The organism is Thetidibacter halocola (assembly GCF_018224955.1).
Classification (GTDB): Bacteria; Pseudomonadota; Alphaproteobacteria; order Rhodobacterales; family Rhodobacteraceae; genus Thetidibacter; species Thetidibacter halocola.
On the sequence record NZ_JAGTUU010000014.1, the window covers coordinates 1 to 12,458 of the forward strand.

Here is a 12,458-nt window from a genome sequence, read left to right on the forward strand (position 1 = left end):
AAAAACCACACCTGTATCTCTCTTCTCGATCTCCAATCTCTGTCGCGGGGTGGAGCAGCCCGGTAGCTCGTCAGGCTCATAACCTGAAGGTCGTAGGTTCAAATCCTACCCCCGCAACCAAAAAATCAAAACATATCAGTATCTTGCGCAGCGCCCGACGGGGCGATTCTTGCATTGCGCCACCTACATCAACGCCACATCAACGTTTGTGCAGGCCCCTGACGCCGAGAAACATGATCGTGGCCATGGCCATCACAGTACCAGCTCGTAATGAGTGCTGCGACCGCCACCTTCTCCTTTCCGTAGCAAACCGAGGTCCTGCAGCGCAGCGATGTCGCGGTTCGCCGTGTCCTGCGAGCATTTGGCGATCCCTGCCCACTTCGACGAGGTTATCTTGCCCTCGAACCCATCGAGCAGCCGGTTCAGCACCTTGATCTGGCGTTCGTTCAGTGCCAGCGCCGCAGCGCGCTCCCAGAACTGGCCCTTGGCGACGACCGCCGCTAGGACGCCATCGGCGCCGTGGATCGCGCGGCCGAGGCAGTCGAGGAACCACAGGATCCATGCCGTTACGTCCGTGCCGCCCTTCTGGGTGCGCTCCAGCTGATCGTAGTAGGCGTTCCGCTCGACCCTGATCTGCGCGGACATGCTGTAGAACCGCTGCGGGCTGGTCTCGGATCGCGCGAGTGCCAGATCGGCGATGGCGCGGGCGATGCGGCCGTTGCCGTCTTCAAAAGGGTGGATCGTCACGAACCACAGATGAGCCAGAGCCGCCTTGATCACTGGATCGGTGGCCAGGGGTGCGTTGAACCAACTGAGGAATGCGTCCATCTCCGTCGCAACCCACGGAGCCGGGGGCGCCGAAAAATGAACCTTCTCCCGGCCATAAGGCCCCGACACCACCTGCATCGGGCCGGTGCTGTCATCGCGCCAGTCCCCGACGATAATCTTCGTCATGCCGCTACGCCCGGTGGGGAACAACGCTGCATGCCACCCGAAGAGGCGCTCGGAGGTGAGCGGGTCCTGATAGTTCCTCGTCGCGTCCAGCATCACCTCGACGATACCTTCCACGTTGCGATCGGCCGGTGGCAGGGCGCCGATGTCGATGCCGAGCCGTCGGGCGAGGGATGACCGCACCTGTGTGGCGTCCAACTGCTCGCCTTCGATCTCGCTTGTCTTGACAACGTCCTGCGTCAGCGTCTGCAGGACCGCCTCTTCGCGCAGCTTGAAGCCCAGCGCTTCCATCCGGCCGATCAGTCGCCCCTGATCGTGACGGACTGCAGCCAAGGGCGCGGCAACACTGCCATCCTGCCAGGTCAGCCTGGGCCAGTCCGCTTGCTCCCAGATGTACATCACAATCTCCGCATCAGTTGCGGTGATTGTGGGCTGTATTCTCCGCAGACGCAAGGAAAAAACGCCGCAAATTGTGCGGAGAATGATGGGATATTCTCCGCATTACCGACTTTCTGAGACTATTTGGTATGCCTATGACAGTGATGATCCCTCGGACTTGGGTTCGTCCTGTCCAAGGTCTTGTAACACTAGAAACCGTCTCGGGCAGCCTGCACATCTGTGCCGCTGGTCCGACAGCCGGTCGGCTATGGTCAGGATGGTGATCAGCACTGCGTCGGAATGCTGTGCGAGCCGGATCAGATGCTCTCCGCTCGGTCCGCGTTCCCCAGAAAGCCAGTACTTGGCTGTTCGTTCACTCGCTCCCGTCCAGCGCATAACGGTCTTGATGGCCTGATGCGTCTGCCCCAGTTCACGGCGCAGGGCATCGGCAATGGCCTTGCGATAGGCGGTCTGGTCCGCGTCCAGGTGCACAGTTGTGCCCATTTTCGGCACAGATGTGCCCATCTTGATCCGCATCGCGGCGTCCTCCTCCGGTAAACCTGTGGAGAAGACAACACAGCGGCAGATTCCATTTTGCGCCCCAGCCAATACTCCGGGTCCGACCAGACGGAGACGCCTGCATGAACTGATCTGGAGACGGGAATGGCAGGCAGAGAGCCGCCCTCAAAGGAAGAACCGGCGAACTCCCCGCCGAAGCGCCGTGCGGCCGAATATGTTCGCATGTCGACAGACCATCAGAAATACTCGACTGAAAACCAGTCGGACGCGATCCGCAAGTATGCGGATGAGCGCGGCTTTGAATTGGTCCGCTCCTATGCCGATGCCGGAAAGAGCGGTCTGAGGATCGAGGGCCGCGAAGCGCTGCAACAGCTGATCCAGGATGTACAGGACGGCACCGCCGATTTTGAGGTGATCCTCGTCTATGACGTCAGTCGATGGGGCCGGTTTCAGGACGCCGATGAGTCCGCCTATTATGAATACATCTGTCGTCGGGCAAACAAGCAGGTCGAATACTGCGCCGAGCAGTTCGAGAATGATGGCAGTCCGATTGCCACCATCGTCAAGGGCGTCAAGCGCGCCATGGCCGGGGAATATAGTCGGGAACTGTCGACCAAGGTCTTTGCCGGGCAATGCCGCCTGATCAAACTCGGCTATCGCCAAGGCGGCCCGGCGGGCTTCGGCCTTCGTCGTGTCCTGCTCGATGAACGCGGCGAGGTGAAGGCGGAGCTGAAACGCGGCGAGCACAAGAGCTTGCAAACTGACAGGGTAATCCTGATGCCAGGACCCGACGCCGAGGTGCAGACCGTGCGCTGGATCTACAGCCAGTTCCTGAAGCACGGTCGCTCGGAAAGCGAAATCGCGGCTGAGTTGAATGAGCGCGGAATCCTGACCGACCTCGACCGGCTCTGGACCCGCGCGACCGTCCATCAGATCCTGAGCAACGAGAAATACATCGGCAACAACGTCTACAACCGGCGCTCGTTCAAGCTGAAACGCAAGCGGGTCGCCAATGGCCCGGAGATGTGGATCCGGTCGGAAGGGGCTTTCGATGCCATCGTCGAGCCAAAACAGTTTCAGAAGGTGCAGGCGATCATCGCCGCCCGCAATCGCCGGTTCTCGGACGAGGAGATGCTGGATCGGCTGACGCGGCTGTTTCAGCGCCACGGCTACATATCAGGTCTGGTGATCGACGAGGCCGATGGAATGCCTTCCAGCGGCGCCTATGCCCACCGGTTTGGCAGTCTGATCCGGGCTTACTCCCTGGTTGGCTTCACCCCGGACCGGGACTACCACTACATCGAAGTCAACCGGATGCTGCGGCTGTTCCACGGGGACGCGGTGGAGCGCGTGATCCGCGAGATTTTGCAGCTTGGCGGCACGGTGGCACGCAATCCGGCGACCGACCTGCTGACGGTCAATGGCGAATTCACCGCGTCGGTCGTCGTCGCCCGCTGTCGCGAAACCACTGCGGGCGGCCTGCGCTGGAAAATCCGGTTCGACACCGGCCTCGCCCCAGACATCACCATCGCCATCCGGATGGATCGCACCAATACCGCCGCTCTCGACTACTACCTGCTGCCCCAGTTCGAGATGCGGATTAAACCCTTGGGGCTGGCCGAGGAGAATGGCCTTATGCTGGACGCTTACAGGTTTGCGACGCTGGACTTCTTCTTCGAAATGGCCCGCCGCGTGCCAGTTTCCGAGGTGGCACCATGGTGACCGAAGTCGAGATGCAGGACGAGGTGCAGATCATCCCAATTGCCGCCATCATGGTGGAAAACCCGCGCGAACGGTCGGAAAAGACCTTTCGCGCGTTGGTCGACAGCATCGGCAAGGTTGGCCTGAAGAAGCCGATCACTGTCGCCCGGGTTGATGAGGAGGCAGGGGCAGCCTGGCGCCTTGTCTGCGGTCAGGGGCGGATGGAGGCCTATGTCGTTCTTGGCGAAACCCACATCCCGGCCATCGTTGTAGAGGCAAGCGAGGTCGAACGGCTTCTGCGCAGCGTGATCGAGAACATCGCCAGACGTCAGCAACGCCCTCTCGAGCTGTTGCAGGACATCGCCGTCTTGCGAGACCGGGGGTATTCGGACCAGGACATTGCCGAAAAGACCGGCTTGTCACTGTCCTATGTCCACGAGATCGGCGAGTTGATCGCCAATGGCGAAGAGCGGCTGCTGATCGCGGTCGAGACCGGCCAGATGCCGCTAAGCGTTGCGCTCTACATCACACGGGCCGAAGAAAAGGATGTACAGAGCGCGCTTGAGGCGGCCTATGTCTCGGGCGAACTACGAGGAAAGAAACTGCTGGAAGCTCGGCGACTGGTTGAGTTGCGACAGCGGCACGGCAAACAGCGGGGTGCCACCCGCACCCGGCAGCCCAAAGTCGGGATGACGTCGGCGGCACTGGTGCGAGCCTATCGTGCTGAGGCCGAGCGCCAGCAGGACATGATCCGAAGGGCGCAGGCGACGCGGAGCAGCCTGTTGTTCCTCGATGCGGCTTTTCAGTCTCTCTTGAAGGACGAGAACTTTCTGACGCTGCTCCGTGCCGAGGGACTCGACTCCGTGCCGCGCATGATCGTCGAGGGGCTGCAGGAGGCTCGGGCATGACAAACTTGGGGAAAGTGCATTCGCCAAAGAGCCCGGGATTTGAAGCGAACCTGCGGCGGATCGAGATCGCCGCAATCCTGCCGGTCAAGCAACTTCCGGTCACGGTGCCCAAAAGCCAGAAATATGCGCAGATCGCCGCATCGATCCGCGAGGTCGGCCTGATCGAACCGCCAGTCGTCGCGCGCGCGGCGGGGCAGGATGGGGCCTTCATCCTTCTCGACGGCCATGTTCGACTGCACGTCTTGAAGGAAATGGGTGAGACGACCGTCACCTGCCTCGTGGCGACCGACGACGAGTCCTTCACCTACAACAAGCGCATCAGCCGCCTTGCCACGATCCAGGAGCACAAGATGATCCTGCGCGCGGTCGAGCGCGGCGTATCGGAGGCCCGCATCGCGGCTGCGCTGAATGTCGATGTTGCGCTGATCCGGCGCAAACGGACCCTGCTGAACGGCATCTGCCCAGAGGCGGCTGAACTTCTGAAGGCTCGACACTGCCCGATCAACAGCTTTCGCGCTCTGCGCAAGATGAAGCCGCTGCGACAGATTCAGGCGGCAGAACTGATGATCGCCGCGAACAATTACACCGTGCCCTTTGTCGATGCGATCCTGGCGGCCACCGATCCAGGCGACCTGGTCGATCCCGCATCGAAGAAGGAAACGCCGGGCGTCACACGCGAGCAGGCCGAGCGGATGAAGATCGAAATGGCCAACCTGCAGAAGAACATCAAATTGATCGAAGGCACCCTTGGGCCCGATCATCTCCGGCTGGTGGTGGCTGGCCGCTATGTCAAGCGGCTCCTGCAGAATGACCGTCTCGCCCGCTACCTCGATAAGAACCACGGCGAAATCCTCGGCGAGTTTCGGCAGATCGTCGCGAGCCTGGCGCAGCCTGTTCCCTCGACAGAAGCAGGGAGCATCGAGGGCGCTTAGTTTGCTGGTCAGCTTGCTGCTGACGCTGGGGACCCGGACCCGAAAGCGCGGGGACCGCAGGAGACGCCGGACGATGGGCCGGATCAAGCGCGGGAGTGGGGATGGCGGCGAACCCGCTCGGAGCCCGCCAGGCTGGTTTGAGTTTTCACCAGCCCAATGGTCAGTGTCCGACCATTGAAGCAAGCGGGCGCATTGACTGCCTTAGGTCAATGCGCCCGCCGGTGGCCTTGGGGCCTTGAAATCCCGGACTGCGAAGAGATCCTTACCATTAGAGTTATCCGGAGTTGCACTTGCGCCGCCGCCCGGACCACCTTTCACCGGCATGCCCTCATCTGATCGCGTAGAACCGCGTAATCGCTTAGCATCCGAACGATGACGGCGCCGCCTGTCAACGCTTCGACTTCGTGGGCCGCCATCGCCTTTTCTGCAGCAGTGTAATTGACGACCGGTGGGCACGGCGCCCGCGGTTCAGAACCGCCCGCTCCGCAGCCGCTCAACCAGAGCATTGCGATCATGAGGGCGACGCGCGGCGGCCTCGAGCATCTTGCGGTGGATGGCATTGTTTCTCTCCTTGATATCGAGCCGTTCAGCGCCGCGCCCAACGCGTTCGCCCGCACGACGCAGGTTGACGACGAACAGCAGGATCGCTGCAGCGGTGAGGATCGGGCCCAGCGCCTTTCGCGCCGGGCCGTGGGCAAGCAACCACCCGATCACCGCTGGCCCCGCTTCCAGTCGTCGAGCCGGGCATGGATCGTGATGACAATGCCGATCAGGGCGATGGCGATTAGCGCCCAGCGCAGGGTGTCGAGATAAGGCACCAGCGGCTGGATGGTGGATTGAGTTTCCGCAAAGACGTCCTGCAGCACATCCACGCCAGCTGCCCCGACCGTGGCCGCACCCGCGGCACCGCCGCCGCGCAGGGTGCGGCTCTCGGCCAGGACCTCGCGGGCGGGCGGCAGGTCAGGTGCAAAGGCGACAGGCCGGGCCGGGAAGGGATCACCCCAGGAGCGGGCGGGCCCGAGATCGATATGCATGAAGCCCGAGCGCGGGTAATAGCCGAAGCCGAGGAAACCCACTGCACGCGCCGCGGCCTCGAAGGCGACCGGGTCATGGTTCGTCATGGCGATATCGAAGGCGGTTCCCGACATGTGTTTTGACGCCGGAGCCCCACCGACCGCGCGGTTGTGTTCCGGGCTGCGGTAAGCCGAGCGGACGATCAGCGGCTTGCCCAGCCGGTCACGCAGGGCCTGAAGCATATCCATTGCCAGGATGTTGATCCGGATCGCTCCAGTGCCGCGGCAGGCGATCTCGGCCGGCGAGAAATTCGGCCAGCGCCAGCTGCTTTCCGGCACATCGCGCCAATGGGGATAGGTCAGGGTCGGCATCGGATTCTCCAGATGAAAAATCCGCCCCGCGCGGCAAGGCCGCGCAGACTGTGCGATCTGGCGGACCATGCCCGCCGCGGGCGGGGGAATTGGGTTTGACGAAGGGTGGCGGTCAGTCGATGCGGCCGCGCTGGAACGCGTCGAAGAGCATGTCCCGCACGGCGCGAATGTCGGCCTCTATGCGGTCGAGGCGATTGCCATCGGTCTTGCGATCTTCGCTGCGCTGCCGGTCGGCCCTGTCCCGTTGAGCAACAAGTTCCCGGTCCAGCCGATCCAGCATGGCCTCGTTGGTGAAGGCCTTGCGGGAGATGGCCGCAAAGAGTGTGATGGCGCCGCCGATCAGGGCGGTCAGCGCCGCGGTGATCCCGTGATCGCGGAAGGCCTGCGCGACCTCCCCGGTGAGCGTGGTCTGGTCATCCATGAGAGTCCCCTTGTGGCTCTGTGACTGATTGCCTGTCGGATGTTGCGATTGTCGCGATGTCGGTGGCTCCGCGCCGTCTCGGCGGTCCAACTCACCCGACCTTGCAACCCCAGAAGGACGTTTGATCGGCGGCGAAATACCCGTCCTGCGCGCGGAAACTGCCCTGCAGCTCGACCGTGTCGCCGGCGGTCATCGCCACCATTGTCTGCAGCCAGAGCGCTGTGGCCTCGGAGACGTGTGAACTGGTGACTTCGCCGCGTGAGCCGCGGATCTCCGTCGTGCCATTCAACACGAGCCGCCCGCTCATCCGCGCTGACGTGCTTGCGTTGACCTTGAACAGCAGCGTCGCGCCGAAGAGGTAGGTGCCGTCCACTGGCGCTACGAACCCGTTGTTGCCTGCGTCGAAGGCGCCCTGATCGTTGTAGTCGGTGTTGTTGAGGCCGATCTTCGTCCAGGTCCCGACGCCGACATAGTTGTCGTAATCGGTGTAGGCCTTGAACCGCGGCAGCCGGGGCTGGTCGATGATGCCGGTAGCGTTGTCGATGCTCAGCCCGTCGAAAAAGGTACTGCCATCAGCGGAGACCGCGAGGCGGAACCTGTCGGATCCGAACAACCCGAGCAGCGCCTTCGTCACGAACCCGGTCTGCAGCGTGAGCCCGAGATCGTCGCCGACTGCCTCCTTGTTCATGGTGTAGAACAGATCGCCAGTGCCGCCCTCGGCGACTGTCTTCGCCGTCCAGAGCGCCGCGTTCAGCTTGGCCGAGAACGGGTTCGATGCGTCCGCCGTCGTGCCGACCCCGAGGAGCGCGAGGTTCTGCAGCGACGCCGGGGTTGTACCAACCCAGCCCGCCCCGTCGTAGACCAGGAGAAGGTTCTCGTCTTCGACCCAAGCCCGCCATCCGGTGCGCGGCGGCAGGCGCATCCAGGCGCCGTCTGTCCAGAGCGCCACGTTCAGATCCCAGCCCGCCCAATCGCCGGTCGCGCCCGAGGCGACGATATAGCGATCGCCTTCGGCGGGGCTCCCGGGCGGTGCCGTCAGGTTGCGGGCGAGGACGGAAAGCTGGATGAGCCCGTCGAGGATCCGCATCGCCTCGTTATGGGTGACATGCTTCTGGGCCTGCGCGGCGAGGATGTAGGGCAGCAGCAGATGGGTTGTGGCGTCGGACATGGGATGGCCTTCAGAATGTCAGCGTGACGGATTTCGGCGCACCCCGCCCGACGAGGGCGGAGAGCTGGAAGATGCGGATGTCGAGCGTGTCGCCGGAACCGAGCGGCATGCCCCAGTCGGCGGTCTGCTCGGTGGCGGTGTAGACCGCGCTGGTGGTGGTCGCGCTCAGCGCCCGCTTGACTGTCCCGCCGTCGAGGATCTCAACCTCGTAGGCATCAAGTTCCTCTGACATAGGCACCTCCAGACCGCCCCAGCTGTCGGCGGCGAGCGACCGGGACCGGCGCGTCCAGCGGATGGTGAGATCGCCGGGCGTGCGCGGAGTGCGCCAGGGCTGCTCGACATGCGCCGCCGAGAATGGTCGCAACCCGACACCTTCAGGGGTGAAAGAGAACCCGACATAACTGTCATCGCTGACCGCACGGCTCGCCGGTCCGATGCGCCAGTTCCAGGGAATGCCAAGGTCGGCCTCGGCGATTGGCAGCGGTGCAAGGGTTTCGTCCAGCACGACCACCCGTGCGCCCGCGGGTGTCGGGTTGCCCATGGCGCCTTCCGTCCCGCGAACCCCGCGCAGCAGACGCGACAGCCGATACCGGCCCGGGGCGATCAGTTCGGCCGCGCCCGCCTGCACGATCTCCCAGACCCCGGGCGCGCTCTCGATGGCCAGCGCATTGGCCCCACCGAACAGCGTCAGATCCGTGACGCTTTCCAGCGTGCCGGAATAGAGATCGACCACCAGCGCGTTGCCCCGATCAAACCGCGAGGTCGGCCCTGCATGGAAATCCTCGACCAGCGTTCCGATCCGTGCGGCGCTGCCGAACGTTGTCAGCAGCTCGAACCCGTCCGTCGACGGGCTGCGGAACACGGCCATGTCGCCGGGCCAGGGAATGGCGTGTGCGGCGACCAGCGGCCGATGCGCCGCGACGTCCTCGCTGAGTTGTGGCAGGTCCAGGAGAACGATCTCCGGTGTGCCGAACGTGACCGCCTCGGTCACCGTGGCGCCGCGGGCGGTCCCGAGCGGGATCTCGAAACTGTCGAGGTCCTGTCGCAGCGCTTCGATGCCGCGGGCGTCCATCTCCACGCTGGCGGGGATTCGAGCGCGGTGATGATGTAGCCCTCGACCGAGCCTGTGAGGCCGGACGTGTCGATGCGGCTGGCGGGCAGGCCCGCGCGCAGGCAGAGGTCGCGGACGAGGGCCGAGAGCGAGCCGGCGCCGAGCCGGCCAGTCAGCCAGTGGCCGCGCGCCCAGTTCGGTCCGTCGGCCCAGACATGGGTCAGTTCGGGGAAATGCGGATAGGGTCGCGCATCCCACGTCCAGGCGGCACACTCGCCGAGATCGATCATCGGCGCGCCATAGACGGCGGAAACCGGGTTGTTGGCGATGTCGCCCCAGCAAAGCAGTGTGGCCTCGAAATACGCCCGTTGGATCGCATCGTCCCGCCAGCCCCGCGAGAAATACGGCACGGCGCTTTCCGACGACTTTGGGTCGTAGAAGACGTTGGGCAAATTGGTGCCGCGGTCGATGGCCGGGCAGCCGAACTCGGTGAAGACGATGGGTTTGGACTGCGGGACCCAAACGGTGGACGTGGCACTTTCCATGCCGCCGGGACGATCGTAATGCTCGTTCACCCACCAGTTCCGCAGATCCTTGTAGCGGAACACCCATGCCTTGCCGTATCCGTCCTCGATCGGAGATCGCGCCTGGTCCCCCCGATCCGCCTCAGTCGCGTAGAACCAGTCGTAGCCTTCGCCGCCTTCGATGTTCGCCTGCAGGTAGGCGCGGTCATAGACCGATGGCCAGCCATTCAAGGCGTCCGCATGATCCCGCCCGTCGCGCCAGTCCGAGAGCGGCATGTAATTGTCGATGCCGACGAAATCGATCTCCGGGTCGCCCCAGAGCGGATCGAGGTGGTAGAAAACGCTGGTGACGGGTTCGGTGGTGGCGAGCGGCAGTTCTGGACTGCTGTAAGTTACCACCTTGTCATAGGCGCCGCTGAGATAGGGTTCCTCGAGCTGAACGACGATGCGCAGGGCGACGATGGCGGGATCAGTGCGCGTGTGGCTGAGCGACCGTGGATAGGATCCCGGCGCAGTGGCGGTGGTGTTGCGCGAAGCCACAACGCTGGCAAAACTCGCCATGCGCAGCCCGTCCGGCTGCGCGCTGTCGATATCGCCCTGATCGAGCCCGTAGAGAAAGAGGATGTCGTTGCAGATGCTGGACGACGTGCCCTGCTGGATCGTCATGATGTCGGAATAGGTGAGCGTGGTGCCGAGCGGCACGTCTCCGATCCAGATGTCGCGGATGGCGTAGTATGTCGCCTTCGAGTCCGGTCCGGTCTGGGAGATGCTGGCCCCGAGCGAGACATCGCCCAGATCGATCGCCGTACCGCTGGAATAGACATGCAGCCGCCAGTTGGCGAAATCCGGCGCGAGTTGACCCACGAAGACCTTGTAGTCACCCGCGGTGATCGCGGCGCTGAGCTCGATGTCCGAGAAATCCGCCGGGGCCGATCCCCCGGCTTCGGTCACGTGGTAGCCGAAATACTCGCTCCAATCGGCAGCATAGCTGATGCGCGTGCTGGGCCCGAGGATGCCGCGAACATCCGAGGCCAGATCCCGCAACGCCTGAACGGCCGGAAAGCTGTTACCCTCGGCGCGGATCGTGGTCAGCCCGCGCAGTTCCGAGCCGATGAGAAAGCCATCGACCCCACCGGCGGCCGCGCAGAGATGCGCATAATGCAGGATCATCCGGCGCAGGCCCCAATCGGTGCCGCCTGTCCAGCTGACCGCTTCGCCGGAAAGGCTGAAATCCGACGGCGCGGCTGAGCCGAAGAAGGCGGCGACCTGGCTCTCTGCAGCAGTGGTCTGATCGACCGTTCCGTCGTAGCCCACCGCCGGCGAACAGGTGATCCGCCCGCGCCAGGGAAAGGCCGGCTGGCCGAGGGTGCCCGCGTTGTCCGAGTACGGGTCCGGCAGGCTGTTGCCCGAAGGCACATCCATCAGCAGGAAGGGATAGAAGGTGACGCGCCAGCCGCGGGCCCTGATCTCGCGGATGGCTTCCACGAGTGAGAAATCCGCCGGCGTCCCGCCATAGACCGGGCGCCCGGAACCATCCACACTGACCGTCGGCGCGCTGGCGCGATCGAGCCCGTTCACCCGCCATGCGAGCGGCGTGGTGGCCTTGTCCCCAACCTCGACGCAAGGGCGGATCTGGCAGTTCCCGGCGCGCAGATCAGTGCCGAACCAGGACACGACGAGGCTGACGCTTTCGAGGTTCGGAAGCGCGGCTTGCAACTGGTCGAGCGCAACCGTGAGATCGGTGGCGTCGGACCGCGCGTGGACATTCTCGGAGATGGTCGTGCCGGACCCGCCCTTGCGGATCGGCGTGGTGGCATAGACGAACTCGCCGGCCGAGGGGATGAGGGTGACGGCCCGGATCAGGCTTTCCGCGCCATCTTCGCCACCCAGAGGGCGAAAGACCTCGAAGGAGAGCTGTGGCAGGCGGTTGCCGAAATTCCCCAGCGCCAGATCCTCGAAGACGACATAGGCGGTGCCCCGATAGGCGGGCGTCTCGTCGGCGCCCATGGTGGTCGCGATGAGCGGATCGGCGGACTGGACCTCGTCGCCGGGATACCAGCGCCAGGTGATGCCGGAGGTGTCCAGCAGCTTGCCATCCGCCCAGATGCGCCCGATGCCGGTGATGGGGCCTTCGCAGAGCGCAACGGCGAAGCTGGCATAGTAGAGATACTCGGTCGTCTTGACCTTCTGACCGCCGCCGCCCTTGCCACCTCCCTGCGTGGTGGTCTTCTTCCGCTCCCTGAAATCCGTGGCCCAGATGATGTTGCCGCCGATGCGCATGCGTCCATAGAGCCGCGGGATGACCGCGCCCTCGGTCGAGGAGGTGATCCGCAGGCTTTCGAGCCGTGCACCTTCGATACGCTGGGCAGGCGTCAGCGAGGAGACGATCCAGCTGTCGACGACGGAGCCAAGGGCCGAGCCGACAAAGCCGCCGATGGTGGCGGCGCTGACACCGAGGATTGCGCCACCGATGCTGCCGCCGATGGCGGTGCCGACGGCGCCGAGAACGAGCGTGGCCAT

At 64.1% G+C, this 12,458-nt stretch carries 10 protein-coding genes, 1 tRNA gene and 1 pseudogene; 4 read left to right on the top strand and 8 right to left on the bottom strand.

The genetic code is table 11. The annotated features are described in order from the left end of the window. Nucleotides 1-43 precede the first annotated feature (43 nt). Nucleotides 44-120: transfer RNA gene (locus KB874_RS22385), tRNA-Met, on the top strand. A 132-nt stretch (nucleotides 121-252) separates the two neighbouring features. On the opposite strand, the gene KB874_RS22390 is transcribed toward KB874_RS22385, so the two are convergent. Together KB874_RS22390 and KB874_RS22395 are read right to left on the bottom strand one after the other, a co-directional pair. Next, the gene (locus tag KB874_RS22390; RefSeq protein WP_212538800.1) at nucleotides 253-1,350 is read right to left on the bottom strand and encodes a Fic family protein; all 1,098 of its coding nucleotides are present in this window, start codon (nucleotides 1,348-1,350) and stop codon (nucleotides 253-255) included. Nucleotides 1,351-1,482: 132 nt separating this feature from the next. Beyond that, entirely contained in the window at nucleotides 1,483-1,866 is a 384-nt protein-coding gene (locus KB874_RS22395) for an XRE family transcriptional regulator (protein WP_212538801.1), read from the bottom strand. A gap of 126 nt (nucleotides 1,867-1,992) precedes the next feature. On the opposite strand from KB874_RS22395, the gene KB874_RS22400 reads away from it, so the two are divergent. Genes KB874_RS22400 through KB874_RS22410 form a run of 3 tightly spaced genes read left to right on the top strand, consistent with a single transcriptional unit; the run spans nucleotide 1,993 to nucleotide 5,389 of the window. Next, nucleotides 1,993-3,570, top strand: coding sequence for a recombinase family protein (locus tag KB874_RS22400; RefSeq protein ID WP_283055216.1), 1,578 nt, complete (start codon nucleotides 1,993-1,995; stop codon nucleotides 3,568-3,570). Further along, a complete protein-coding gene (locus tag KB874_RS22405) occupies nucleotides 3,564-4,457 on the top strand; it encodes a ParB/RepB/Spo0J family partition protein (protein WP_212538802.1) in 894 nt (297 codons plus the stop codon). Before KB874_RS22400 ends, KB874_RS22405 begins: the two co-directional genes overlap by 7 nt. After that, nucleotides 4,454-5,389, top strand: coding sequence for a plasmid partitioning protein RepB C-terminal domain-containing protein (locus KB874_RS22410; protein ID WP_212538803.1), 936 nt, complete (start codon nucleotides 4,454-4,456; stop codon nucleotides 5,387-5,389). Before KB874_RS22405 ends, KB874_RS22410 begins: the two co-directional genes overlap by 4 nt. A 468-nt stretch (nucleotides 5,390-5,857) precedes the next feature. On the opposite strand, the gene KB874_RS22415 is transcribed toward KB874_RS22410, so the two are convergent. The 6 genes and pseudogenes from KB874_RS22415 to KB874_RS23065 all read right to left on the bottom strand — a co-directional run. Further along, entirely contained in the window at nucleotides 5,858-6,103 is a 246-nt protein-coding gene (locus KB874_RS22415) for a hypothetical protein (protein ID WP_346346593.1), read from the bottom strand. Beyond that, entirely contained in the window at nucleotides 6,100-6,774 is a 675-nt protein-coding gene (locus tag KB874_RS22420) for a YcbK family protein (RefSeq protein WP_212538804.1), read from the bottom strand. The genes KB874_RS22415 and KB874_RS22420 overlap by 4 nt, the downstream gene beginning before the upstream one ends. Nucleotides 6,775-6,886: 112 nt before the next feature. Then, the gene (locus tag KB874_RS22425; RefSeq protein WP_212538805.1) at nucleotides 6,887-7,195 is read right to left on the bottom strand and encodes a hypothetical protein; all 309 of its coding nucleotides are present in this window, start codon (nucleotides 7,193-7,195) and stop codon (nucleotides 6,887-6,889) included. Between the two features lie 91 nt (nucleotides 7,196-7,286). Continuing rightward, nucleotides 7,287-8,363: a DUF2793 domain-containing protein gene (locus KB874_RS22430; RefSeq protein WP_212538806.1), complete on the bottom strand. Its 1,077-nt coding sequence runs from the start codon at nucleotides 8,361-8,363 to the stop codon at nucleotides 7,287-7,289. Between the two features lie 10 nt (nucleotides 8,364-8,373). Then, nucleotides 8,374-9,435 (bottom strand): GTA baseplate fiber-binding domain-containing protein, encoded by a 1,062-nt coding sequence (locus tag KB874_RS23060; RefSeq protein WP_249200754.1) that lies wholly within the window; start codon nucleotides 9,433-9,435, stop codon nucleotides 8,374-8,376. Nucleotides 9,436-9,446: 11 nt separating this feature from the next. After that, nucleotides 9,447-12,458: pseudogene (locus KB874_RS23065) on the bottom strand (baseplate multidomain protein megatron); the annotation flags it as partial.